Consider the following 25,890-nt stretch of genomic DNA (forward strand, 5'->3'; position numbering starts at 1 on the left):
ATGGAAAATGCCGATCTCCAATATATCCGCACGCAAATGGTCGATAGCGAAAAGCCGCCGCGTTCCGTACAGGGCTTTTCGCACTGGCTGCGCGTCAATCTCTTCGCTTCTCCAACCGATGCGGCCCTGACGATCTTCGCTCTGTTTCTGCTGGTCTGGTTTCTGCCTTCGGCGATTCAGTGGCTCTTCATCAATGCGGTGTGGAGCGGAACCGACCGCACCGCCTGTCTGACCGTTGCGCAGGGCGGCGCACAGCCGGATGGCTGGTCCGGCGCGTGCTGGGCTTTTGTTCAGGCCAAGTATGAGCAGTTCATCTATGGGCGCTATCCGATCGATGAGCGGTGGCGGGTCAATCTCACGGCGCTGATCTTCGTCGTGCTTTTGGTACCGCTGCTGATCCCGAAGGTGCCGCAGAAGGCGCTCAACGCCATTCTGTTCTTCTTCGTGTTTCCGTTCGTCGCTTTCTTCCTGCTGGTTGGTGGCTGGTTTGGCCTGTCCTTCGTGGAAACGCCGCTTTGGGGCGGCCTTCTGGTGACGCTGGTTCTGTCCTTCGTGGGCATTGCCGTCTCACTGCCGCTCGGCATTTTGCTGGCGCTCGGTCGCCGGTCGCATCTGCCTGTCATCAAGACATTTAGCATCATTTTCATCGAGATGGTGCGCGGTGTTCCGCTGGTCACAGTGTTGTTCATGGCGAGCGTCATGCTGCCACTGTTCCTGCCGCCGGGTGTCACCTTCGACAAACTGCTGCGTGCGTTGATCGGCGTGGCGTTGTTTGCCTCGGCCTATATGGCGGAAGTGGTGCGCGGCGGACTACAGGCCATTTCGCGCGGGCAATATGAAGGCGCGGATGCGCTCGGCCTCAGCTACTGGCAGAAGACGGGTCTCATCATCCTGCCGCAGGCGCTGAAACTGGTGATTCCCGGCATCGTGAACACCTTCATCGGTCTCTTCAAGGATACGAGCCTCGTCTACATCATCGGCATGTTCGATCTTCTGGGTATTGTTCGCCAGAATTTCTCCGATGCCAATTGGGCTTCTCCACAGACGCCTGCTACCGGCCTTATTTTTGCGGGCTTCGTTTTCTGGATTTTCTGTTTCGCTATGTCGCGATACTCTATATTCATGGAACGACGGCTCGACACGGGTCACAAACGATAAAAAGAACAAAAGGGAATAATGGAATGAGTGCACAAAGCGCCCTCCCGCAATCCGAGCTCGGTGTCGATGTCGACGGCTCCAAGATGCAGGTTTCCAAAACCGATGTCGCCATCGAAATCACCAATATGCATAAGTGGTATGGTGAGTTTCACGTTCTGCGCGACATCAACCTGAAGGTCATGCGCGGTGAACGTATCGTCGTGGCTGGTCCGTCTGGTTCCGGCAAATCGACGATGATCCGCTGCATCAACCGTCTGGAGGAGCATCAGAAGGGCAAGATCGTCGTTGACGGTATCGAACTCACCAACGATCTGAAGAAGATCGATGAAGTGCGCCGCGAAGTCGGCATGGTGTTCCAGCACTTCAACCTTTTTCCGCATCTGACCATTCTGGAAAACTGCACGCTGGCCCCGATCTGGGTGCGCAAGATGCCGAAGAAAAAGGCGGAAGAAATCGCCATGCATTATCTGGCGCGCGTGAAAATTCCGGAGCAGGCTAATAAATATCCGGGCCAGCTCTCCGGTGGCCAGCAGCAGCGCGTGGCAATTGCCCGTGCGCTGTGCATGAATCCGAAAGTCATGCTGTTTGACGAACCGACTTCTGCGCTCGATCCGGAAATGGTCAAGGAAGTGCTTGATACGATGGTGAGCCTTGCCGCCGAAGGCATGACCATGATCTGCGTGACGCACGAAATGGGCTTTGCCCGTCAGGTCGCCAATCGCGTGATCTTCATGGATCAGGGCCAGATTGTCGAACAGAACTCGCCGAACGAGTTCTTCGACAATCCGCAGCACGAACGCACCAAGCTGTTCCTCAGCCAGATCCTGCACTGATCAGGCCGATTGCCTTGCATTGGAAAACACCCGCCAGTGTCACTGGCGGGTGTTTTCGTATTATCTATGTTGTGTCGACTGTATGATTTTCAATCTTCCACGAAATGGCGCAGGCGCTGCAAGGCATCGTCCCACTGCGTCGAAACGGCCGCCAGATAGGCGCGGGCATCGACAAGTGGAGCAGGATGCAGGCGGAAGTGACTTTCCCGCCCGATCTTTTCCCGCTGCACAAGGCCAACCTGTTCGAGAACGGACAGGTGCTTGGTCACGGCTTGCCGTGTGATGCTGCCATTCTGCGACAGCACCACGATGGAGCGGCTCTCACCGTCACTCAATGTTTCGATGAGCGCAAGTCGGGTCGGGTCGGCAAGCGCCCCGAAAATAGCGGATATTTCCATGGCGTGACTGGCCGGGCTTTCATTCATTTTTCGACATGGGCCTTGATGTTGCCGACCTGCTCCTGCCAGCCGCCATCGTTCATGCGCAGTGCCAATGGCTGGCGCTCGGCGGGCAGGGCATCGAAACCGCTTTCAACAACCGTCAGGCGGGTGCCGCTCTCGATCGGTTCTAGCTTGAATTCCACCAGCGTCGGCGGCTCCTTGGAATAATCGACATCGGGCTCGATCGCATAAGGATGCCAGGTGAAGGCAAAATAGTTCGGCGCCTCCATATCCTTGACGAAGGATTCCCAGCGCACATGCTCAAAGCCCGGATAGGTGATGTGGCCGGTCGAAGCGGTGCCGACGACGAACGGGCCATCGATCTTGACGCGAAACCAGCTTCCAAACTCGTCATGGTCGGTCAGGGCGCGCCAAACGCGGTCAATGCCTGCGCGAATATCGACGGTTTTCTCAATGCGATCTGTCGTGCTTGCAAGGGTCATGGTGTAAATCCTCCGTAATTGGCAACTCAATGGTTGCTAATTTACAGGCCCAGGAAAAATAAGCAACCGAAAAGTTGCATATTTATTCCGGGGAGGGTGCTTTGTCGGGCAAGGGGAACAGCGTGCGAAGCTTTTCTGCCAAGGCGCGATCTCCTTCGACGATCAGCAGACCGGCCTCCTCAAGCGCTGATAATGGCTGCCCGCCATAGATCGTTGCGGCGACCATGCGCGGTGCGCCTTGCAGCGAAAGATCGCATCGTTCTGGCTTACCACGGGCGATATCCAGCGCCTCATCATGCAGGTGGGCGGTGAAATCTTCTCCATCCAGCTGCAGGTGGATGGTCGCATTCATCCCATGCGCGCTTTCGCTATCCAACATAGTGCGCAGGGATAGCAAGAACGACACCGTTGATATCGGCAGGTTCGGATCGTGCATTGGCGAACGCGCGGCCCAACGACCGAGTGCTTGCAGGATAGGCTCGCTTTCATAGCCCCATTCGGTGAGTTCATAGACCTGCACCGAGGCGGGCGGCGGCAATTTGGTCTTGTGGAGAATGCCCGCCAGTTCCAGCCCTTCCAGCCTCTGGGTCAGCACATTGGCGCTGACGCCCGGCAGATCGGCGCGCAAATCGCTGAAGCGCTTTGGGCCCAGCATCAGCTCTCGCATGACCAGCAGCGCCCAGCGCTCTCCAATTAAATCAAGGCCATGCGCTGCGGCGCACGCATCGTCATAGCTGCGCTTGGCGGCTTGTTTTTCGCCTTTAGTTATTTTTTCTAACTTCATGGTTGCCTAATATAACTTATCTGTCATTATGTTCAAGCAAACTTAATCCAGACATGGCCGTTAGAGGCAGAAAATGTCTGGCCCAGCGACGATTAACGTTAGCAATGGAGACAGGGCCACACCCTGCCAATGGAGGAAATGACATGCCGAAAATGATTTTCGTGAATCTGCCTGTGAAAGACGTTGCGCGCTCGACCAGCTTTTATGAAGCCATTGGCGCGCAGAAGAACCCGATGTTCTCGGACGAAACCGCGTCCTGCATGGTTTTCTCCGATACGATCCACGCCATGATCCTTGATCATGACAAGTTCAGCCAGTTCACGCCGAAGAAAATTGCCGATGCCACCGCGGTCAGCGAAGTACTGGTCTGCCTTTCCGCCGACAGCAAGGCCGAGGTGGATGATACGGTCGAAAAGGCCGCGAAGGCTGGTGGTCGTGCCGATCCAGCGGCCAAACAGGATTACGGCTTCATGTATGGGCGCAGCTTCGAGGACCCGGACGGCCATATCTGGGAGCTGATGTGGATGGATATGGAAGAAGCAGCCAAAGTCATGGGCTGACATCAAACCGGATAGACAGGGAGGAATTGACCATGTCTGGTCTCACCATTTGCCTGTGGTTCGATGGGCAGGCGGAGGAAGCCGCCAATCATTACGTCTCGATTTTTCGCGCCTGCGGGCGACCGGCTTCAATTGATGGCTTCATCCGCTTCAAGCATGGCCATCAGCAGAACGAAGAACAGGCAGTCACCGCGAACTTCACGCTCGATGGGCAAAAAATATGCGGCCTCAACGGCGGTCCGTCGTTCAAGTTTACGCCAGCGGCTTCGTTGATCGTTCGCTGCAAGGATCAGGCAGAGGTGGATGCCTTCTGGGAAAAACTTCTGGAAGGCGGTTCGCCGATGGAATGCAGTTGGCTGACCGACAAATACGGCTTCGCATGGCAGATCGTGCCCGATATGTTGCTCGATATTCTCGAAAACGGTGCGCCCGATGTCCGTCAGCGCGTAGCGGACGCTATGATGAAGATGGTCAAAATCGATGTTGCAACACTGGAAGCGGCGCGCGACGCTGCCTGAGTTTTAACCGACTATCCACGTATGGCCGCAACCGCATCATAGCCGTAGAGCCAGTCCAGATCCTTCAGGAAAGTATCCGGGCGGCGCAAGACAAACAGCATGTTGCGGCCAAGCGCCATCGGTCCGGTGGCGTGATAGGCAAAGCGGTTAAGCTGGCCGCGTTTGGCGACCGCCGCGATCCGTTCCTTGCGGACGGTTTCGAAGCGGCGCAGTCCCGCCGATTGATCGGCGGCATCAAGCGCTTCGGCAAGTGCCGCAGCATCCTCAATCGCCATCGCCGCACCTTGCGCGGCAAATGGCGTGACGGCGTGAGACGCATCGCCCAGAAATATGGTGCGGTTCGGCCCCAGAAACTGCGGTTCCGACATTTCGAAAAGCGGCCAATAGGTCCAATCTTCGGCAGTTGCCAGAACATCGCGAACCGGCTTGGCCCAATCCCGATAGGCGGCTTGCAGCTTTGCGCGGTCGCCTGTTCCGGACCAGTTTTCGCCCGCATTTTCACCTGCCGTTATGGCAACGAAATTGAAGAATGTCCCGGCTTTGACGGGATAGGCGATGAAATGAACCCTCGGGCCGAGCCAGGCCGATACGGCCTTGCGTTCAGGAAGGGCGCTCAGGAAAGAGGCGGGCAGGGCATTGGTTGCCAATGTTGCGCGCCACGCAACATGGCCGCTGAACTGCGCCTTGTCATAACCGGCAAGTGCGCGCTCGACCGACCAGACTCCATCGCAGGCGATCAGATAATCGGCCTCGATGGTCTCCGTTCCGCTTTCGCTTTTGACGGTCGCCACGATGCCCTTGTCGCGAGCGCTATGGTCGAGGATTTCGCTGCCGAGACTGATCTGGATCGCCGGGTTTTCCGCGCAAGCTTGCAACAGGGCCGATTGCAAATCGGCACGATGGCAGACCACATAGGCATGATGCCAGCGCTTAAAAGCCCTGTCGCCCAGCTCCATCGCAAGCAGGGGACGCGCCTTGCGCCCGTCAACGAGGTAGAGCTTTTCAGGTGTTACGGCGTGGGAAGCCAAGCTGTCGGCGATACCGAGGCGTTCGAGGTGACGCATGGCGTTGGGGGCCAGCTGCAGGCCCGCACCGACTTCAGAAAGAGCTGAGGCTTTCTCGATGAGCCGGATGGTCCAGCCCCGTGCTGCAAGTTCCAGCGCCGCGCTCAATCCCGCGACACCGGCTCCTGCTATCAATATGTGGCCTTTGCCCATATCGGTCTTCTTGCCCAATGCTGTGACGAGATGGGCTTTAACAGACGCCGATCAGGCCGCTTTGTCGGCTGGGGCGTCGTAGGTGCAGCCTGACGGGACGGTTTCGTCGGCATGCAGCTTGGCATTGTAGCGATAAAGGGTCGAGCAATACGGGCAGACCACTTCGCTTTCATCGCCCATGTCGAGGAAGACATGCGGATGGTCGAAAGGCGGGTTTGCGCCGACGCACATGAATTCCTTTACGCCGATTTCAATGGCATTATGGCCGGCGTCGTTCTGGAAATGAGGAATGATGTGATCGGACATAATACGCTCCGGGCTGTCGTTCGCGGTATATAGCACGCCTCAGACCAGCGCGCTCAAAACTCTGCTTGCGTTTACCGCGAAACGCTTGTTTCCGGAAGCGTTTTCATCAATTCTAGGGATATTTAAGTGATTTGCTATCAAACTGTCATGCGACAGCCATAGGCTTTACGATGCGCCGGTTCGTTCCGGCAGATGCCGGATTAGGAAAAATGAACGAAAACAGTGCGTTGGCAAGCCAAACCCAGAACGGGGCTCATGAGATGACAGCTGAACCAGCCCGCACCTCCGATATCGGTTCGGACATGCAAAACGCTCCCGATGCTCACAAAGCTTTGAATGAAGATAAAATCGCGGAGCTGATGAACAGCGCGGATCGCTTCGTTAATCGTGAGTTTTCCTGGCTCCAGTTCAATCGTCGCGTTCTGGACGAGGCGGCCAATATGCGCCAGCCCTTACTGGAACGCCTGCGTTTTCTGTCTATTTCGGCCACCAATCTCGATGAATTTTTCATGGTGCGCATTGCCGGTCTTGCCGGACAGGTGCGGGCCGGTGTGGCGCTGCGCAGTGCCGATGGTCGTACGCCACAGGAGCAGCTCGATTTCGTTCTGGATGAAGTGAGCCGTTTGCAGGCCGAGCAGCAGGGACGTTTCCGCATTTTGCGTGATGAACTGGTGCAGGAAAATATCGACATCGTTCGCCCGTCGGGCTTGTCGGATTCGGAAAAGGAATGGCTGGAAAGCCATTTTCTTGAAACGATCTTCCCGGTTTTGACGCCGCTCTCCATCGATCCGGCTCATCCTTTCCCGTTCATTCCGAATCTGGGCTTCTCAATTGCCTTGCAGCTGGCGCGTCGCGCCGACAATCACCCGATGACCGCGCTTTTGCGCATTCCGGTGGCTCTGAAGCGTTTCATCCAGCTGCCGACAGACCAACAAAACGTCTATCGTGTCATCACCATTGAAGATGCGGTGAGCCTGTTTATCGGGCGGCTGTTCCCTGGTTATGAGGTGCGCGGAGCAGGCACATTCCGCATCATTCGTGACAGCGATATTGAAGTTGAAGAAGAAGCCGAAGACCTCGTGCGTCTCTTCGAAACGGCGCTGAAGCGCCGCCGTCGCGGTCAGGTGATCCGTATCGAATTCGATGGCGAAATGCCGGAAGCCCTGCGCGTCTTTGTGGCGACCGAACTTGGCGTCTCCGAAAATCGTGTCAGCGTGCATGAAGGACTTCTGGCGCTCAACATGATCTCGGAAATCGTCTCGATCCCGCGCGATGACCTGAAATTCGTGTCCTACAATCCGCGTTTCCCGGAACGTATCCGCGAACATGGCGGCGATTGCTTTGCCGCGATTCGCGAAAAGGATATCGTGGTTCACCACCCTTATGAATCCTTCGACGTTGTGGTGCAGTTCCTGCGTCAGGCGGCGGCGGACCCGGATGTGCTGGCCATCAAGCAGACGCTCTACCGCACCTCCAACGACAGCCCGATTGTGCGTGCGCTGGTCGATGCGGCGGAAGCGGGAAAGTCGGTGACGGCGCTGGTCGAGCTGAAGGCGCGCTTCGATGAAGAAGCCAATATTCGCTGGGCGCGCGATCTTGAACGCGCGGGCGTGCAGGTGGTGTTCGGCTTCATCGAATTGAAGACGCACGCAAAAATGTCGCTTGTCGTACGGCGCGAGGACCAGAAGCTGCGCTCCTATGTGCATCTGGGCACCGGCAATTATCACCCGATCACCGCGCGCATTTATACGGATCTATCCTTCTTCACTTCGGATGCGGATATCGCCCGCGATGTGGCGCATATCTTCAATTTCATCACCGGCTATGCCCAGCCCGCCGAGGAAATGAAAATCGCCATTTCGCCCTTCACCTTGCGCGCGCGCATCATCAAGCACATCGAGGATGAAGTGGCGCATGCGAAGGCCGGGCGACCGGCGGCGATCTGGATGAAGATGAATTCGCTGGTCGATCCACAGATTATTGATGCGCTTTATAAGGCAAGTCAGGCGGGCGTTCATATCGATCTGGTGGTGCGCGGCATTTGCTGCCTGCGGCCGGGTGTTCCGGGCTTATCGGACAATATCCGCGCCAAGTCGATTGTGGGGCGTTTTCTCGAGCATAGCCGCGTTTTCTGCTTTGGAAACGGGCATGATCTGCCGTCCGACAAGGCGATTGTCTATATTGGTTCCGCCGATATGATGCCGCGCAATCTCGACCGCCGTGTGGAGACTTTAGTACCCATCACCAACGCAACAGTTCATCAACAAATTTTATCACAAATCATGTTTGCCAACATAATTGATAACCAACAGAGCTATCAGCTACTTGCGGATGGCACCTCTCGCCGGATAGAAAAAGAAGAAGGAGAGGAAGCTTTCAACGCGCAGGAATATTTCATGACCAATCCTAGCCTTTCGGGTCGCGGAAAGTCGCTGAAGTCTTCGGCCCCCCGCCTCATCGCACATCGCAAGCGTGCGCAGGCGGAAAGAAAAACGACTGCATGAGCCCAGCTATAGCACAAGGCCGTCTGAAGGGTCTCAAGCCCATCGGGGTCATTGACATCGGCTCGAATTCGATCCGTCTCGTCATTTACGAAGGTATCGTCCGTTCACCGACGGTGCTTTTCAACGAAAAACTCCTTTGCGGTCTCGGCAAGGGACTCGCCAAGACAGGTCGGCTCAACGACAAGTCCGTCGATATTGCGCTGCGCGCCTTGCGGCGCTTCCGTGCGCTGGCCGAACAGGCTGGCGCCGTTTCCGTGCACGCGCTGGCGACAGCTGCCGCGCGCGAAGCGAAGAACGGACCTGATTTCATCGCGCAGGCCGAGGCCATTCTTGGACGGCACATTGAAGTTCTGTCCGGCAAGGAAGAAGCCTATTATTCGGCGCTGGGGATCATTTCCGGCTTCCACAAGCCCCAGGGCGTAGCGGGCGATCTCGGTGGCGGCAGCCTTGAGCTGGTGGCCGTCAACGATCACGATATCGGCGAGGGCATCACCCTGCCGCTCGGCGGCTTGCGCCTTCAGGACATGTCCGACGAAAAGCTGACGGAAGCCGCGAAGATCACACGCACGGAGCTTGCAAAGGCGACGCTGCTTGAAATGCATCAGGGGCAGGTCTTCTATGCGGTTGGTGGCACGTGGCGTAACCTTGCCAAGCTGCATATGACCGCGAAGCATTATCCACTACTGGTCATGCATGGTTACGAGATGGACCCGGTTGAGGCGCAGAGTTTTCTCAAGCGCGTCGCCAAGGGCAATATCGACACGATGCGCGGTATTGAGGCGGTATCGAAGAACCGTCGCCAGCTTCTGTCTTACGGCGCGACCGTGATGCTGGAAACCATCCGCCGCATGAAGCCATCTAAGATCGTTTTCTCGGCATTGGGCGTGCGCGAAGGATATCTCTATTCGCTGTTGCCGAAGAACGAGCAGAAACTCGACCCATTGCTGGCTTCTGCGGAAGAACTGGCGATACTGCGGTCGCGTTCGCCACGCCATGCGCGTGAACTTGCCGTCTGGACGACGCTTTCATTGCCGCAACTCGGCTTTGATGAAACCGAGGATGAGGCGCGTTATCGCGAAGCCGCATGTCTTGTGGCGGATATAAGCTGGCGCGCGCATCCCGATTATCGCGGTTCGCAGGCGCTGAACATCATTGCTCACGGCTCGTTCGGCGGCATTGACCATCCGGGCCGTTCCTATATGGCGCTGGCCAATTACTATCGTCATGAAGGGCTGATCGAAGACGAGATTGCGCCGGAAATCGTGCAGCTTGCCACACCGCGCCTGCGCGAAAGGGCCAAGCTACTCGGTGCATTGCTACGCGTCGTCTATCTTCTGTCGGCATCGATGCCGGGTGTCATTCCGCGCCTCTATTGGCGTGAGGAAGAAAACGGCATTGCGCTGGTCGTGCCGGGCGATCTTGCCGATCTTGTCTCGGACCGCCCGGAAGGTCGCCTGCAGCAGCTTGCCAAATTGACGGGCAAGAACCTCTATTTCGCGATTGGCGACAAGGGAGGGGAATAAGGGAGTAAGGGAATAGGGGAGTATGTTTATACAGCCCTTTTCACCTATTCCCCTACTGCCTTATTCCCTTACTCCCCTAATTCCACCGCCCGAATACGCCGGTTCTCGAACTTGATGCCGATCTTGCCGTCGATCAGGTCCAGTGCCTTTTGACCGAACACTTCGCGACGCCAGCCTTGCAAGGCCTGCACTTTCGCTTCATCGCCTTCGGCTGCAATCTTGTCGATATCATCCGAGCTGGCGACGATCTTGGCGGCAACGCCGTGTTCTTCTGTCACCAGCTTCAGCAGAACCTTCAGAAGATCGGCTGCGGCGGCGCTGCCTTCCGGCGAATGCGACGGCTTCGGCAGCTTCGGCAGGTCTTCTTTAGGGATAGCGAGCGCTGACTGAATTGCGGCGACCAGACCGGCGGCCTGTGCCGAGCGTTCCCAACCCTTCGGGATCGAACGCAGACGACCAAGCGCTTCGGCATCACGCGGCTGCTGCTGCGCGATTTCGGCAATCGTGTCGTCCTTGATGATACGGCCACGCGGCACGTTGCGTTCGCGCGCTTCCCGCTCGCGCCATGCAGCAACGGATTGCATGATGGCTAGTTCGATCGGCTTGCGCACGCGGGCCTTCACGCGCCGCCATGCGTCGTCCGGATGCAGATCATAGGTCTCACGGGCGGTCAGAACCGCCATTTCCTCGTTCACCCATTCGCTGCGGCCTTCTTTCTGAAGCTCTTCCTTCAGATAGAGATAGATATCGCGCAGATAGGTGACATCGGCCAGCGCATAGTCGAGTTGCTTGTCCGAAAGCGGACGCCGACGCCAGTCGGTGAAGCGTGACGACTTGTCGAGATGCTTGCCGGTGACTTTCTGAACGAGTTGGTCGTAGGAAATCGCATCGCCGAAGCCGCAGACCATCGCCGCGACCTGACTGTCGAAGACAGGAGACGGGATGAGATCGCCAAGATGAAACACGATTTCGATATCCTGCCGCGCAGCATGGAAAACCTTGACGATTTTCTCGTCGGCCATCAGGCGGAAGAAGGGTGCAAGGTCGAGACCGGGCGCAAGCGCATCCACCAGCGCGGTGTGATCCGGCGAAGCCATCTGGATAAGGCACAATTCCGGCCAGAACGTCGTTTCGCGGATGAACTCCGTGTCGACAGTGACGAAATCTGACTTGGATAGGGCGGATACGGCCTCTTCAAGGGCCTCTGTGGTCGTAATGAGTTGCATGGTTTTCTTCTAGAGCATTTCCAGCAAAAGTGCGAAGCGGTTTTGCGCCGGATAATGCGAAAGATAAAGATCTGCATTTCCAGCAAAAGTGTGAAGCGGTTTTGCGTCTGGAAATGCGCGCTGCATTCAGACAAAGCGACATTGATTGTCCCGAAAGAATGCGCAAAAGCGATAGCATAACAAGTGCAAATCGTGTTTTTTGTCGATACGTTACGTCATGCGGTCCGAACCGCGCCACTTGTAGAGAGTGCAGACTTGACAAAACCCGGTCAAAATGCGCTTTTCCGCCAGAATTTGCAGCGCTTTGCCTGCACTGACTTATCTTACCAAAAGGCAGAAATCATGCACCGTTACCGCAGCCATACCTGCGCAGCCCTCCGTAAGACGGACGTCGGTTCGAACGTTCGTCTGTCCGGCTGGGTTCACCGCGTCCGTGACCATGGCGGCATTCTCTTCATCGATCTTCGCGATCACTACGGCATTACCCAGATTGTGGCCGATCCCGATTCGCCCGCTTTCAAGGTTGCCGAAACAGTTCGCGGCGAGTGGGTCATCCGCGTCGATGGTGAAGTGAAGGCCCGCGCAGGTGATGCGGTCAATGCGAACCTGCCGACCGGCGAAGTTGAAATCTTCGCGACCGAGATCGAAGTTCTGGCCGCAGCCAAGGAACTGCCGCTGCCTGTCTTCGGCGAGCCGGATTATCCGGAAGATATCCGCCTGAAGTATCGCTTCCTCGATCTGCGCCGCGAAACGCTGCACAAGAACATCATGAGCCGCACCAAGATCATTGCCGCGATGCGTCGCCGCATGACCGAAATCGGCTTCAACGAGTTCACCACGCCGATCCTGACGGCCTCGTCGCCGGAAGGCGCACGCGACTTCCTCGTGCCAAGTCGTATTCACGAAGGCAAGTTCTATGCGCTGCCGCAGGCACCGCAGCAGTACAAGCAGCTTCTGATGGTTGCCGGTTTCGACCGCTACTTCCAGATTGCGCCTTGCTTCCGCGACGAAGACCCGCGCGCTGATCGCCTGCCGGGCGAATTCTACCAGCTCGACCTTGAAATGAGCTTCGTGACCCAGGAAGAAATCTGGGAAACGATGGAACCGGTCATGCGCGGCATTTTCGAAGAATTTGCCGAAGGCAAGCCGGTGACGCAGAAATTCCGCCGTATCGCCTATGACGACGCGATCCGCACCTATGGTTCCGACAAGCCGGATCTGCGCAACCCGATCGAAATGCGGGCTGTGACCGATCATTTCGCGGGTTCTGGTTTCAAGGTCTTCGCGAACATGATCGCCAATGATCCCAAGGTCGAAGTCTGGGCCATTCCGGCCAAGACCGGCGGCTCCAGAGCATTCTGCGACCGCATGAATTCCTGGGCGCAGAGCGAAGGCCAGCCGGGTCTTGGCTATATCTTCTGGCGCAAGGAAGGCGACAAGCTTGAAGGCGCTGGCCCGATCGCCAAGAACATTGGCGAGGAACGCACCGAAGCAATCCGTGTGCAGATGGGCCTCGACGATGGCGACGCCTGCTTCTTCGTGGCTGGCCAACCGTCGAAGTTCTACAAGTTCGCTGGCGATGCGCGCACCCGTGCAGGCGAAGAACTGAACCTCGTGGATCGCGACCGTTTCGAACTGGCCTGGATCATCGACTTCCCGTTCTACGAATGGGACGAAGACAACAAGAAGCTCGACTTCGCGCACAACCCGTTCTCCATGCCGCAGGGCGGTCTGGATGCGCTGGAAAATCAGGACCCGCTCGCCATCAAGGCCTATCAGTACGATCTCGTCTGCAACGGCTTTGAAATCGCCTCGGGCTCGATCCGTAACCAGCTGCCGGACGTCATGGTCAAGGCCTTCGAAAAGGTCGGCCTCAGCCAGCAGGATGTGGAAGATCGTTTCGGCGGTCTCTACCGTGCGTTCCAGTACGGCGCGCCTCCGCATGGCGGCATGGCTGCCGGTATCGACCGCGTCATCATGCTGCTGGTCGGTGCAAAGAACCTGCGTGAAATCTCGCTGTTCCCGATGAACCAGCAGGCGCTCGATCTTCTGATGAACGCGCCTTCGGAAGTGACGCCAGCCCAGCTGCGCGATCTTCATATCCGTTTGGCTCCCCAGACTCAGAAGAGCTAAGCTTTTTTTCAGAGAACAAAAAACCCGGCCTTTGAGCCGGGTTTTTTATTTTGGATCAAATCTCGGAAAAAAGCCCGGTGCATTCACCGGGCTTCTTCGATTTTAGTTGTTGGCGTCGATGCCGACCTTCAACAGCTGGATGATCTTCGTTGGATCGAGCGAGGCGGTTGCAACGATCGATGCGAAGGTGACCGGCTGGTCAGGCGAGGCGCTCAGCGTCAGAGACTTCGGATCGGAGAAATACTTGTCCGATGCCGCTTTCAGCTGCTGGGCGAAATCCGGGTTTTTCAGCTGCGTGGCCATCAGCGGAACCATCATCTTCAGCTGTTCGCCAAGCGCCTTGGCGTCCGAACCCTGCTGCTTGGCATAATAGGTCAGCAGCTTTTCGGTCAGCGATGCATCGTCAAAGCGGATCGTCAGGTTCTTGAGGTTCAGCTGTTCTGCGAGGCCGAGAATGGCAAGACCGGCGGCGTCCTTGTCGGCGTCCGACTTGGTCATTGCTTCCTGCGTCTTCTGCACGGCTTCGACAAAGGCCAGATCGTAACCGCCAAGGCTGCCGGTAATGTTGATCTTGCCGAGGTCCTGCGCATCAACTTCCATCTGATCGAGCGTGGCATCGCCCGACTTCGGCGACCACTGGCCCTTCATGTTGACGGCGGCCTGAAGGCTCTTCATGCCCAGCGGCTCAAGCGGGTTCTGGCCGTCCTTGCCGAAGGTGGCGTCAATGCTGGCGACAGTGGCGCTGTAGCCGATCTTTTCAGCCTTGTTCGACGTGTCGAGCGAGACATCGATGCCCTTCACCGTGGCGCCATCCGTGCCCGGCTTGCCGAAGGCGAGTTCATCGATCTTCATCTTGTCGTAAAGAACCATGCTGTCGAGCGGACCCTTGGCGGATTCGGCTGGAATCTGCAGGTTCTGCATCGACATGCCCTTGATGGAGGCCTGATCGTTCTTGCCGTCGGTGTTATCGAGCGTGAGGTCGGGAACGACAACCTGTCCGATGGTGAATCCGCCATCCTGTGCGTCCTGAACATCTTCAAGCGTCACATCGCCGACTTCCACGTCTTTCGGAGACAGCGTGGCAAGTTTGACCTTGGTGCCTTCGAGGACGATATTCGAACCGTCGGCCTTTACATTGGCAAAGCTCAGTTCACCGCCCTGCTTTTCGTAGAGGGCCTTGAGGCGCTCGGCGACGGCATTGGCATCCGCAGCCATGGCGGCGCTGCCGAAAATCAGCGAAAGCGCTGTGCTTGCAGCAAAAATGCGCGCCGCTGGCTTGATGTTGACGAAAACCTGCATTCGAAGCTCCTGGCTCATCTCTTGATTTGGGTGCGGCATTCATAGGCGCAAATGTTCTAATTTAACAACCAGATTTGCTAATCCTGTGGTTGCAGCACGAGAAAACTAGTTTCCGGTTGCTCTATAGTGTGTAAATGGCGGCGGATTTGCGACTGACGCTCTGTTGCACACTCCAATCTGGATTTGTGCAACTATGCAGTGGATTTCAAGCGCAGCCTTGCGCTTTGCGTGTCCTATTTGGCGCAGCCGCACTGTAATGTACTGGTTTAGTTCTCCTGAACGCTTGCTGACGAATCGCGCACTTGGTACTGAGAAGCATGGGAAAAAGTCTGATTCCGCCGGGCGACGGCGAAGAACACATCGAAAAGGTCGATCTTAAATCGGCCCTCGAGGAACGTTACCTCGCTTATGCGCTGTCCACGATCATGCATCGTGCGCTGCCGGACGTGCGCGACGGTCTCAAGCCGGTGCATCGCCGCATTATGCATGCCATGCGCCTGCTGCGTCTCAATCCCGATCAGGCCTATGCGAAATGCGCGCGTATCGTGGGCGATGTGATGGGTAAGTTCCATCCGCATGGCGACGCGTCGATTTACGATGCGCTGGTGCGACTGGCGCAGGATTTCGCGGTGCGTTATCCGCTGGTCGACGGGCAGGGCAATTTCGGCAATATCGACGGCGATAATGCCGCCGCCATGCGTTACACCGAAGCGCGCATGACCGAAGTGGCGACGCTGCTGCTCGAAGGCATCACCGAGGACGCCATCGATTTCCGTCCGACCTATAATGAGGAAGACGAGGAGCCCATCGTTCTGCCGGGCGCATTCCCAAACCTGCTGGCCAATGGCTCGGCGGGTATCGCGGTTGGCATGGCCACGAATATTCCGCCGCATAATGTGGCGGAGCTGTGCTCCTCGGCGCTTTATCTGATCAACCATCCCGATGCAGGCGTGGAAGAACTCATCACCTCGCCGGAGCAATATGCGGAAATCGAGCAGGAAGCGAAAACGGATCCGTCTGCACTTTTGAAAGCCAAGGTGCGCGGGCCGGATTTCCCGACGGGCGGTGTTCTGGTTGAAGAACACGGCAATATTGTCGAAGCCTATCGCACCGGTCGCGGCGCGTTTCGCGTTCGCGCGCGCTGGGAAAAGGAAGAGGGCAATCGCGGCACCTGGGTGATCGTTGTCACCGAAATTCCCTATCAGGTACAGAAGTCGCGCCTGATCGAGAAGATTGCCGAATTGCTGCTGGCCAAGAAGCTGCCGCTGCTCGACGATATTCGCGATGAATCTGCGGAAGATATCCGCATCGTTCTGGAGCCGAAGAACCGCACGGTCGATCCTGAACTGCTGATGGAATCGCTGTTCAAGCTGACCGAGCTCGAAAATCGCGTTTCGCTCAACATGAATGTGCTGTCGCACGGCAAGGTGCCGAATGTTCTCTCGCTGGGCGGCGTGCTGCGCGAATGGTTGGAACACCGCAAGGAAGTTCTGGTTCGCCGCTCGCAATATCGTCTGGCCGAGATTGAACGGCGTCTGGAAATCCTCGGCGGCTTTCTGATCGCCTATCTCAATCTGGATGAGGTTATCCGCATCATCCGCGAGGAAGACGAGCCGAAGCAGGAATTGATGCGGGCCTTCGAACTGACCGATGTTCAGGCCGAGTCCATCCTCAATATGCGCCTGCGTTCGTTGCGCAAGCTCGAAGAATTCGAGATCCGCAAAGAGTTCGACGCTCTGACCGTCGAGAAGACCGATTTGGAAGGACTGCTCGCTTCCGGCACGCGCCAGTGGAAGAAGATCAGCACCGAAATCAAGGCGGTGCGCGAGAAATTCGGCCCTGCTACCAAGCTCGGCAAGCGCCGCACGAATTTCGCGGAAGCCCCGACCCACGATCTTGAAGACATCCACAATGCCATGATCGAGCGCGAGCCTGTCACAATCGTCGTATCGGAAAAGGGCTGGCTGCGCGCGATGAAGGGCCATATGGCCGATTTCTCGACGCTTTCCTTCAAGGAAGGCGACAAGCTCAAACTGGCTTTCCACGCGGAAACCACCGACAAGCTTCTGTTCTTCACGACAGGCGGCAAGTTCTTCACCATCGGTGCAAATACGCTTCCGGGCGGTCGCGGCCATGGCGAGCCGATCCGCATTCTGGTCGATATGGAAAACGATCAGGATATCCTGACGGCCTTCGTGCACGATCCGTCGGCAAAGCTGCTGCTCGTTTCGCATGAAGGCAATGGTTTCATCGTTCCGGAAAACGAAGCCGTCGCCAACACCCGCAAGGGCAAGCAGGTGATGAATGTGAAGGCACCGGACGAGGCCAAAATTTGCACGCGTGTTTCGGGTGATCACATTGCGGTCGTTGGCGAAAACCGCAAGATGGTCGTGTTCCCGCTGACGGAAATCCCGGAAATGACGCGCGGCAAGGGCGTGCGCCTGCAAAAATACAAGGATGGCGGCGTGTCCGATATCCGCACTTTTGCAATTGCCGAAGGGCTGTCATGGCAGGATTCGGCAGAACGCACCTTTACGCGCAGCAAGGAAGAACTCATCGAATGGATCGGTGCACGCGCTTCCGCCGGCCGCGTTGTTCCGAAGGGGTTTCCACGTTCGGGTAAGTTCTGACAGGTATAGCACCACCCCTCATCCTGAGGAGGTGCCCTGAGCGAAGCGAAGGGAACCGTCTCGAAGGGTGAGGGGATAGGGGTATACGTTGTGCGTTTTCCCTCAGCGCTTCGATCCTTCGACAAGATCAGAAAACGCGACGTTACCCCTCAAACCGCTGCCAACCGCGAGGGCCGAGATGTTCCTGCGGTGTGAAGCGAATTTTGTACTGCATCTTGCGCGAGCCCTCGACCCAATAGCCGAGATAGACATGCGGCAGGCCTGCCGCTCGCGCCCGCTCTATATGATCGAGAATCATATAGGTGCCGAGCGAGCGGTCATGCATATGCGGTGAGAAGAACGAATAGACCATGGAAAGGCCGTCGGCCATCACATCGGTCAGTGCCACGGCGATCAGCTCGCCATCGCCTTTCGGGTCGATAAAACTGTCGGGGCCGCGACGGCGATACTCGATGATCTGCGTGTTGACATGGGTATCTTCAACCATCATCGCATAATCAAGCACGGTCATGTCCGACATGCCGCCTGAACGGTGGCGCGCGTCGAGATAATCGCGAAACAGCGCATATTGCTCGGTGCTGGGTTGCGCCTTGTGGACGCGACCGACCAGATCGCGATTCTGGCTCCAGACGCGGCGCATATTGCGCGTCATCTCGAACTCTCCCGCCAGAATGCGCACGGAAACGCAGGCGCGACAAAGCTCGCAGGCCGGGCGGTAGGCGATGTTCTGGGATCGGCGAAACCCGCCTTGGGTCAGGAGATCGTTGATCTCGTTGGCCTTGTCGCCCACGAGATGCGTAAACACTTTGCGCTCCATCTGACCGTCGAGATACGGACAGGGCGAGGGTGCCGTCAAGAAAAACTGCGGAGACTGTTGCGGTTGATGGGTCATTCAATATCCACGAAATGGCAATACCGAAACCATCACGATATTGGACAAGGATCGAACCGACGGCGCAAAACGTCAAGTGGCATTTTGCGCAGCCGACTCTGAATTTTTTTGAACTTAAGCCTGATAGGCCCCGATCTTAACGATCCGAGCGGATGACCGCTGTGCCGAGCAAAAGATCGTGTACCGTGCGCTTGCGGTCGAGAACCAGCGTAGCCAGCAGGATCAGCGGCGTCAGCACGACATTGAGGCCCCAGAACAGCACCGAGTGAACGATGGCGAGCATCGGGTCCACCGTGCCGCCTTCAAGCCGAACCAGCTTGAGATTCATCATCTGCATGCCCTTGGTCGCCTGCTGCGGGCCACCCATGGTGCGGGACACATAGATCAGTGCGACGATAGGGAACATGATGCCATAGAGCATCCAGCCGATGCCGAGTGTGAGCACGCCAAACAGGGCGATCACGATTGCAGCCGGAATGCACAGCAGAAAGACGATGAGATAGTCGATGAGGAAAGCCATGATACGGCGCGTACGCACACCTTCGAAAAAGGCGCGGCTGTCGTAACGCGGAGCCATAATCTCGCCGTGCAGGATATGGTCGGACATTTTTCCTTCCAGTCGTTAAACAAGACAACCGGAATAAAACTCATGGAGTAAAAACCATGTCCGGCGTCGCTCCGCCTTCCGGGCGGAACAGCAATCAACATGGTAAATGAAATAGGCCGTTTCAAGGAAGGTGTCAGAGAAAGCACTGACACCCTGCTATTATTAGCTTTGCTGTTTCAGCTTTTCCGCGACCTCGATCGCGAAATAGGTGAGGACACCGTCACAACCGGCGCGCTTGAAAGCCAGCAGGCTTTCCATCATCACTTTTTCCTCGTCGATCCAGCCATTGATACCGGCGGCCTTGATCATCGCATATTCGCCCGACACCTGATAGGCATAGGTCGGCAGGCGGAATTCGCTTTTCAGGCGATGGATGATGTCGAGATAGGGCAGGCCGGGCTTGACCATCAGCATGTCCGCGCCTTCGGCAATATCCTGTTCGGCTTCGCGCACGGCTTCTTCCGGATTGGCCGGGTCGATATAATAGGTCTTCTTGTCGCCTTTCAGCAGGCCCTGCGTGCCGATGGCCTCGCGATAAGGGCCGTAGAAAGCCGAGGCGAATTTCGTCGCATAGGACATAATCGGAATATGGTGAAAGCCGTTCTCGTCCAGCGCCTGACGTATCGCGCCGATACGGCCATCCATCATATCGGACGGGGCGATGACGTCGGCACCGGCCTCGGCCTGCGAAAGCGCGCCGCGAACAACCATCGCGACGGATTCGTCGTTGACGATTTCGCCATCGCGCAAAATGCCGTCATGGCCATGTGTGGTGAACGGATCGAGCGCGGCGTCGGTAATGATGCCGATTTCCGGCACTTCCTTCTTGATTGCCCGCACTGCACGATTGATCAGATTGTCGGGGCTGGCGACAAAGGCGCCGTCATCCGTCTTCACTTCGGCCTTTTCGCGCGGGAAGGGGGCAATGGCTGGAATGCCAAGCTTAGCGGCTTTCTCTGCCATGCGCACCGCCATATCAACCGAATAGCGCTCCACACCCGGCATGGCTTCCACAGGTTCGGAAACGCCGTTTCCATAGGTGAGGAAGAATGGCAGAATCAGATCGTCCACCGTCAGCTGCGTTTCCTGCACCAGCCTGCGCGACCAGTCGGCCTTGCGCATACGGCGCAAACGGCGGCTGCCGGTTACGTCATCGACATGCCTGCCGATATGAGGGGGGAGATATTTGGATTGACGGTCGCTCATTGAATTATTCCCGAGAATGGAAGCCGCGATGCAAATGCAATCAAAGGGCTGACTTCGGATGCGCACCGTTTATCACGGGAAAAGTGGTGAAACCAAGAAGATTGGCCCACTCTCGCCTGTGTGGGATTGACGCGGGGCGTCTCACTTTCTACCCATTTGGGGGAACGGGAGACAAGATATGCAGATTGACTTTGGCGGTGGCGACGAAATCGGCTTCGAACGCAAGGGAAAAGCCGGTCTGGTAAGGCTGACCCGGACCGCAGCGCTCAACGCGCTGACGCACAAGATGATTCTGGCGCTCGACCGCGCATTGCAGGCCTGGGAAAACGATCCCGAAGTCGCCTGCGTGATTCTGGAAGGCGAGGGCCGGGCATTCTGCGCTGGCGGCGATGTGGTGGCTGCCTACAAGTCTGGCCGCGAGGGAACGCCCGCTTACGAATTTTTCCGCGATGAATATCGGCTCAATGCCCGCATTGGCCGTTTCCCCAAGCCTTATATCTCGCTGATCAACGGCATCATCATGGGTGGCGGCGCTGGCATTTCGGTGCACGGCTCGCATCGCATCGTGACCGAAAACACCATGTTCGCCATGCCGGAAACCGGAATCGGTTTCTTTCCCGATGTTGGAGGAAGCGCGTTCCTGCCGCATCTCCACGACAATTTCGGCTATTATCTCGCCTTGACGGGCAATCGTATTCGCTGGGGTGATTGCCTCCAGAGCGGAATTGCCACCCATGCGGTTGCAGCCAGCGATCTCAATGACGTGCGCGAGGACCTCATCGCGACGGCCGATATCGACGCTGCATTGACCCGCAGCCAGTATCCCGATTTCGAAACCCCGGCAGAAGCGCGGAATGTGATCAAAGAATGCTTTTCCGGCGCGACGCTTGCCGATTGCATGAACCTGCTGGACAAGGCCGCAGCTTCGGGCAGCAAACCGGCGACGGATATTCTGAACGTGATCGCAACGCGGTCGCCGACCAGCGTGGCGGTGACCTTCCGGCAGATCGCCGATGGTCGCCCGCTCGATCTCGATGATTGCATGCGCATGGAATATCGCATTGCCAGCCGCATGCTGGAAGCGCACGACTTTTATGAAGGCGTGCGGGCACTTCTGATCGACAAGGATGGCGCGCCATCCTGGCAACCGGCTTCCATCGAGGACGTGAAGCCGGAACAGGTGAACGCCTATTTCGTCAATCTTGGCGAAAAGGAACTGACGTTCTCATGAGGAATTGCTGATGCATATGGATGAGTTGCGCCAGCACACGCAACCGAGCGGCCTGGAATGGACATTTACATGGTTCATTCGATTGCTGGCGCTGACTGCGCTTGCAAGCGGCGTTTTCTATTGGGTGCGGCTCATCGGCATTCATCCGGGATTGCTCTGGCGGTTCGATCTGATGCCATGGATGTGGCAGACCGCCGTGGTCGCGCTGGCGGTATTAATGCCGGTTGCCGCAACGGGTCTCTGGATGCGGGCAACCTGGGGGCCCGTGCTTTGGTTCGTGGCCGCAATCGGCGAGATCAGCATCTATTCGGTCTTTGAACGGAACTTTGAAAGCAGGCCGTTGACGGTCACGTTCAACGCCGTCTGCATCCTCGTTTATATCGTGTTCCGCGTCCTGCTGGCGCTGGAAAAACGGCGGCAGGCAAAGGCCAGCATTCCGGTCTGATCGCGGGCGCAGGTAAGTAAACATTAAGCCTGAATTTGCATTCCCCTTGGTAAGCTACTGTTAAGTCTGACTTTTAAGTCGAATTTTATGCATCTCGCCTAAAGTCCTCTCAGAACAGCGAGAAACATCGCTGCATAAAACAGGAAGAGAGCGGCATCTTGGATTTCCCGAATGCGGCTCCGACAGAGAGGCAAAGACAATGATGAATGCTCAGCGCAAAATCGACGCTCCGCTCTATGCTCCGGAAGCCGCACTCCGCAGCCTGTATCTGGAAGCCCTTCAACTAGTGGAGCGTCTGCACCGCCGTCTGCTTGATGTTGTGAAGGACGAATTCGACCGCAACGGTCAGCTCGACATCAACGCAACGCAGGCACTGCTGCTTTTCAACATTGGTAATTCGGAACTGACCGCCGGTGAACTGCGCTCACGCGGTTACTATCTCGGCTCGAATGTTTCCTACAACCTCAAGAAGCTCGTCGAAATGGGCTTCATTCATCACCAGCGTTCGCGTGTCGACCGCCGTTCGGTGCGCGTCAGCCTGACCGACAAGGGCAATGAGATCGCCAATCAGGTTGCAGCACTTTACGAACGTCACGTCCTGTCCATCGAACAGGTCGGCGGAATTCAGGTTGAAGAATTCATGGCGATGAACAAGTCCTTGCAGCGTCTCGACCGCTTCTGGAACGACAGCATCGCTTACCGTCTCTGATAAATGGACCGGCCTTCGGGCGCGTTTGTTGCAGAACGGACACAACGGACCGGCATTTACTGAGGCGGATGGGCAATTATGCTTCGATCTTGACGCGCGTGGCTTGCAAACTGGGCCGCGCGACATGATTAAGCCATAAAAACCGACATAAGCAGTCCTCAAGACTGTACGGGCAAGAATGTGCCATCTTCCAACAGGTCGGGAGATATAAGCGGGCGCGCATATGGTTGCGGGTCGGCTATCGCCTTGAAACACTGTTGCTGATATTCTCGGACGACTGCCGCCGACATTGACCGATGAGCGGCGCGCCTTTTTGGGACCAAGCAAATGACCAAAACTGACAAGAATGCCGAAGCTTTCAAAGTGGACCGCCGCCGCTTCCTGCGCGGTGCTGCAACAGCTGGCCTTTCCGTGGCAGCCTCGGCTTTTGCGACGTCGTCCTTTGCACAGCAGGCTTTTAACGATGTGCTCGCGTCGCCGCGGCGCGGTAACTGGGATGACCAGTTCGATGCGCGCGCGACAGGCGGCCAGAAGGTTGCGACCAACCAGCCAGTTCTGAGCCAGCAGACTGTCGGCAATCTTCAAAATGCCATTGCACAATATAGCGATATTGCCGGTCGCGGCGGTTGGCCGACCGTTCCGGGCAATGCAAAGCTTCAGCTTGGCGTGAATGACCAGTCGGTCCAGTATCTGCGCAAGCGCCTCATGGTCTCTGGCGATCTGCCGCAGGGCGCTGGTCTTTCCAACGCCTTCGACACCTATGTTGATGCCGCAGTGAAGCGCTTCCAGTCGCGTCATGGTCTGCCGGCAGACGGCGTGATGGGCCAGTTCACCTATGCCGCGATGAATGTAGACGTGAATACGCGCCTCGGCCAGCTCCAGACCAACTTGCAGCGTCTTTCGCCGCTGGTCAGCGCCGGTATGCAGGAACAGCGTTTCGTGATGGTGAATATCCCGGCTGCGCGGATTGAAGCCGTTGAAAATGGCAGCGTCATGCAGCGCCACACCGCCGTTGTGGGCAAGATCGACCGCCAGACGCCAATCCTTAATTCGAAGATTCATGAAGTCATTCTCAATCCTTACTGGACGGCGCCGAAGTCCATCATCCAGAAGGACATCATTCCGCTGATGCGGAAGGACCCGCAATATCTGGCGAAGAACAAGATCCGGCTCTACAATCAGGCCGGTCAGGAAGTTCCGCCGGAAAGCATCGACTGGAACACGGACGACGCCGTGAAGCTGATGTTCCGTCAGGACCCGGGCAAGATCAACGCCATGTCCTCGACCAAGATCAACTTCCACAACCAGTATGCCGTCTATATGCACGACACGCCGCAGAAGAGCTATTTCAACAAGCTCATGCGTTTCGACTCGTCGGGCTGCGTGCGCGTGCAGAATGTTCGCGATCTGGACGTCTGGCTCTTGAAGAACACCGCTGGCTGGGATCGCCAGAACATCGAAGAAACGATCCGTACGGGCAACAACACGCCTATTCAGGTCGCCGATCCCGTGCCGCTGCACTTCGTGTATATTTCGGCCTGGTCGACGGGTGACGGTGTCGTGCAGTTCCGCGACGACATTTACAAGATGGACGGCGCAGCCTCGCTGGCGCTTGGTACAGACACCTGATTTTTCGATATTTCCGACTGAAAAAGAGCCGCCTCGAATATTCGGAGCGGCTTTTTTAGTTGTTAAACCGATATCAAATCGGTTTGCCGCATTTTGGAACATGCTTTTCGCTTTGCGGCCATTGGCCTTGGGCATTCAAGTGTGATAATGCGCCTCATCCAATAGCTTTTACCGGCTGACCCGGAGGGTGTGAAAATGTCTCAAGCCAACGCCGCCGCCAAGAATGCGTTTTCCGACGCTTTCTTCAATGCAAGCCTCGAGGACATCGATTCCGAAATTTTCGGTGCAATTCGCAACGAACTCGGTCGTCAGCGCCATGAAATCGAGCTGATCGCCTCGGAAAACATCGTTTCGCGGGCTGTTCTCGAAGCGCAGGGCTCCATCCTCACCAACAAATATGCCGAAGGATATCCGGGCAAGCGCTATTATGGTGGCTGCCAGTATGTGGACGTGGTGGAAGAACTGGCAATCGAACGCGCCAAGAAGCTCTTCGGCTGCGAATTCGCCAATGTTCAGCCGAATTCCGGTAGCCAGATGAATCAGGCCGTGTTCCTGGCTCTGCTGCAGCCGGGCGACACCTTCATGGGTCTCGATCTCAATTCGGGTGGTCACCTGACGCATGGTTCGCCGGTCAACATGTCTGGCAAGTGGTTTAATGTCGTGTCCTATGGCGTCCGTCAGGACGACCATCTGCTCGATATGGACGAAGTGGCTCGCCTTGCCCGCGAAAACAAGCCGAAGTTGATTCTCGCTGGCGGCACCGCTTATTCGCGCATCTGGGACTGGAAGCGTTTCCGCGAGATCGCCGATGAAGTTGGCGCTTATCTCATGGTCGATATGGCGCATATTGCCGGTCTGGTTGCCGGTGGCCAGCATCCGTCGCCGATCCCGCATGCCCATGTCTGCACGACGACGACGCACAAGTCTCTGCGCGGCCCGCGTGGCGGCATGATTCTGACCAACGATGCGGACATTGCCAAGAAGATCAACTCGGCTGTGTTCCCCGGTCTTCAGGGCGGTCCGCTCATGCATGTTATCGCCGGTAAGGCTGTTGCCTTCGGTGAAGCGCTGAAGCCAGAATTCAAGCTCTATGCCAAAAACGTCGTTGACAATGCGCGTGCACTTTCGGAAGAACTGAAGTCGCATGGCCTCGATATTGTTTCCGGCGGCACCGATAACCATCTGATGCTGGTTGATCTGCGTCCTAAGAACGCAACCGGCAAGCGTGCGGAAGCCGCTCTCGGTCGCGCCAACATCACCTGCAACAAGAACGGTATTCCGTTCGACCCTGAAAAGCCGTTTGTCACCTCCGGCGTTCGTCTCGGCACGCCAGCCGGCACCACGCGCGGTTTCGGCGTAACCGAATTCAAGGAAATCGGCTCGCTGATTGCCGAAGTTCTCGACGGTTTGAAGGTCGCTAATTCCGATGAAGGCAATGCCGCCGTCGAACAGGCTGTGAAGGATAAGGTCGTCGCTCTGACTGACCGTTTCCCGATGTATGGCTATCAGGGGTAAACCTGATCGCCTGAATTTCAAAAGCCCCGTTCAACCCTGTTGAGCGGGGCTTTTTTGCCCGTCATACCCGGTGTGTCGCATT

23 protein-coding genes are annotated in these 25,890 nt (G+C 56.9%); 13 read left to right on the forward strand and 10 right to left on the reverse strand.

All coding sequences use genetic code 11. The features are described 5' to 3' along the window. Together HWD97_RS12550 and HWD97_RS12555 are read left to right on the forward strand one after the other, a co-directional pair. Complete coding sequence (locus tag HWD97_RS12550) at nt 1–1,158, forward strand: amino acid ABC transporter permease (RefSeq protein WP_109368708.1); 1,158 nt, start codon at nt 1–3, stop codon at nt 1,156–1,158. 23 nt (nt 1,159–1,181) lie between these two features. Continuing rightward, complete coding sequence (locus HWD97_RS12555; RefSeq protein ID WP_109368709.1) at nt 1,182–1,991, forward strand: amino acid ABC transporter ATP-binding protein; 810 nt, start codon at nt 1,182–1,184, stop codon at nt 1,989–1,991. Nucleotides 1,992–2,080: 89 nt separating this feature from the next. Here the strand turns inward: HWD97_RS12555 and HWD97_RS12560 are convergent, their stop codons facing one another. From HWD97_RS12560 to HWD97_RS12570, 3 genes are all read right to left on the reverse strand, one after another. Beyond that, nucleotides 2,081–2,416: a helix-turn-helix transcriptional regulator gene (locus tag HWD97_RS12560; protein WP_235891988.1), complete on the reverse strand. Its 336-nt coding sequence runs from the start codon at nt 2,414–2,416 to the stop codon at nt 2,081–2,083. Then, on the reverse strand, nt 2,413–2,874 hold the full coding sequence (locus HWD97_RS12565) for an SRPBCC family protein (RefSeq protein ID WP_109368710.1): 462 nt from the start codon (nt 2,872–2,874) through the stop codon (nt 2,413–2,415). Before HWD97_RS12565 ends, HWD97_RS12560 begins: the two co-directional genes overlap by 4 nt. An 82-nt stretch (nt 2,875–2,956) precedes the next feature. Beyond that, entirely contained in the window at nt 2,957–3,658 is a 702-nt protein-coding gene (locus HWD97_RS12570; protein WP_109368711.1) for a helix-turn-helix domain-containing protein, read from the reverse strand. A 143-nt stretch (nt 3,659–3,801) separates the two neighbouring features. Here HWD97_RS12570 and HWD97_RS12575 point away from each other — a divergent pair, with 143 nt between their 5' ends. Then, nucleotides 3,802–4,218 carry a VOC family protein gene (locus HWD97_RS12575; RefSeq protein WP_109368712.1) on the forward strand — a complete coding sequence of 139 codons (417 nt, stop codon included), beginning with the start codon at nt 3,802–3,804 and terminating at the stop codon, nt 4,216–4,218. Between the two features lie 32 nt (nt 4,219–4,250). Further along, a complete protein-coding gene (locus tag HWD97_RS12580) occupies nt 4,251–4,736 on the forward strand; it encodes a VOC family protein (RefSeq protein WP_109368713.1) in 486 nt (161 codons plus the stop codon). Between the two features lie 11 nt (nt 4,737–4,747). Here the strand turns inward: HWD97_RS12580 and HWD97_RS12585 are convergent, their stop codons facing one another. Continuing rightward, on the reverse strand, nt 4,748–5,953 hold the full coding sequence (locus HWD97_RS12585; protein ID WP_371835079.1) for an FAD-binding protein: 1,206 nt from the start codon (nt 5,951–5,953) through the stop codon (nt 4,748–4,750). Nucleotides 5,954–6,004: 51 nt separating this feature from the next. Continuing rightward, complete coding sequence (locus HWD97_RS12590; RefSeq protein WP_109368715.1) at nt 6,005–6,259, reverse strand: zinc-finger domain-containing protein; 255 nt, start codon at nt 6,257–6,259, stop codon at nt 6,005–6,007. Nucleotides 6,260–6,519: 260 nt separating this feature from the next. Between HWD97_RS12590 and HWD97_RS12595 the strand changes: the two genes are divergently transcribed. After that, complete coding sequence (locus tag HWD97_RS12595) at nt 6,520–8,763, forward strand: RNA degradosome polyphosphate kinase (RefSeq protein WP_371830902.1); 2,244 nt, start codon at nt 6,520–6,522, stop codon at nt 8,761–8,763. Further along, complete coding sequence (ppx, locus tag HWD97_RS12600) at nt 8,760–10,286, forward strand: exopolyphosphatase (protein ID WP_109368717.1); 1,527 nt, start codon at nt 8,760–8,762, stop codon at nt 10,284–10,286. The genes HWD97_RS12595 and ppx overlap by 4 nt, the downstream gene beginning before the upstream one ends. Before the next feature lie 68 nt (nt 10,287–10,354). Here the strand turns inward: ppx and rnd are convergent, their stop codons facing one another. Further along, nucleotides 10,355–11,512 carry a ribonuclease D gene (gene rnd / locus HWD97_RS12605; RefSeq protein WP_109368718.1) on the reverse strand — a complete coding sequence of 386 codons (1,158 nt, stop codon included), beginning with the start codon at nt 11,510–11,512 and terminating at the stop codon, nt 10,355–10,357. Between the two features lie 342 nt (nt 11,513–11,854). Here rnd and aspS point away from each other — a divergent pair, with 342 nt between their 5' ends. After that, complete coding sequence (gene aspS / locus HWD97_RS12610) at nt 11,855–13,645, forward strand: aspartate--tRNA ligase (RefSeq protein ID WP_109368719.1); 1,791 nt, start codon at nt 11,855–11,857, stop codon at nt 13,643–13,645. 102 nt (nt 13,646–13,747) lie between these two features. Here aspS and HWD97_RS12615 read toward each other — a convergent pair whose 3' ends face one another. After that, nucleotides 13,748–14,944 (reverse strand): hypothetical protein, encoded by a 1,197-nt coding sequence (locus tag HWD97_RS12615; protein WP_109368720.1) that lies wholly within the window; start codon nt 14,942–14,944, stop codon nt 13,748–13,750. Nucleotides 14,945–15,261: 317 nt separating this feature from the next. Here HWD97_RS12615 and parC point away from each other — a divergent pair, with 317 nt between their 5' ends. After that, nucleotides 15,262–17,574 (forward strand): DNA topoisomerase IV subunit A, encoded by a 2,313-nt coding sequence (parC, locus tag HWD97_RS12620; RefSeq protein ID WP_109368721.1) that lies wholly within the window; start codon nt 15,262–15,264, stop codon nt 17,572–17,574. A 142-nt stretch (nt 17,575–17,716) separates the two neighbouring features. On the opposite strand, the gene HWD97_RS12625 is transcribed toward parC, so the two are convergent. From HWD97_RS12625 to hemB, 3 genes are all read right to left on the reverse strand, one after another. Beyond that, nucleotides 17,717–18,466: an arginyltransferase gene (locus tag HWD97_RS12625; RefSeq protein ID WP_109368722.1), complete on the reverse strand. Its 750-nt coding sequence runs from the start codon at nt 18,464–18,466 to the stop codon at nt 17,717–17,719. 136 nt (nt 18,467–18,602) lie between these two features. Beyond that, nucleotides 18,603–19,073, reverse strand: a complete 471-nt coding sequence (locus HWD97_RS12630; RefSeq protein ID WP_109368723.1) for an RDD family protein — start codon at nt 19,071–19,073, stop codon at nt 18,603–18,605. Between the two features lie 162 nt (nt 19,074–19,235). Further along, nucleotides 19,236–20,279 carry a porphobilinogen synthase gene (hemB, locus tag HWD97_RS12635; protein ID WP_109368724.1) on the reverse strand — a complete coding sequence of 348 codons (1,044 nt, stop codon included), beginning with the start codon at nt 20,277–20,279 and terminating at the stop codon, nt 19,236–19,238. Between the two features lie 178 nt (nt 20,280–20,457). Between hemB and HWD97_RS12640 the strand changes: the two genes are divergently transcribed. The 5 genes from HWD97_RS12640 (at nt 20,458) to glyA (ending at nt 25,808) form a co-directional block, all read left to right on the forward strand. Continuing rightward, the gene (locus HWD97_RS12640; protein WP_109368725.1) at nt 20,458–21,510 is read left to right on the forward strand and encodes an enoyl-CoA hydratase/isomerase family protein; all 1,053 of its coding nucleotides are present in this window, start codon (nt 20,458–20,460) and stop codon (nt 21,508–21,510) included. Between the two features lie 10 nt (nt 21,511–21,520). Beyond that, on the forward strand, nt 21,521–21,955 hold the full coding sequence (locus tag HWD97_RS12645) for a DUF6163 family protein (RefSeq protein WP_109368726.1): 435 nt from the start codon (nt 21,521–21,523) through the stop codon (nt 21,953–21,955). 199 nt (nt 21,956–22,154) lie between these two features. Beyond that, complete coding sequence (ldtR, locus tag HWD97_RS12650; RefSeq protein ID WP_078340499.1) at nt 22,155–22,664, forward strand: transcriptional regulator LdtR; 510 nt, start codon at nt 22,155–22,157, stop codon at nt 22,662–22,664. Between the two features lie 327 nt (nt 22,665–22,991). After that, nucleotides 22,992–24,293, forward strand: coding sequence for a murein L,D-transpeptidase (locus HWD97_RS12655; RefSeq protein WP_109368727.1), 1,302 nt, complete (start codon nt 22,992–22,994; stop codon nt 24,291–24,293). 195 nt (nt 24,294–24,488) lie between these two features. Then, nucleotides 24,489–25,808 (forward strand): serine hydroxymethyltransferase, encoded by a 1,320-nt coding sequence (gene glyA / locus HWD97_RS12660; RefSeq protein ID WP_109368728.1) that lies wholly within the window; start codon nt 24,489–24,491, stop codon nt 25,806–25,808. Nucleotides 25,809–25,890: the final 82 nt, after the last annotated feature.

The sequence above is a fragment of the Ochrobactrum sp. C6C9 genome, from assembly GCF_022627935.1.
Lineage (GTDB): Bacteria > Pseudomonadota > Alphaproteobacteria > Rhizobiales > Rhizobiaceae > Brucella > Brucella teleogrylli.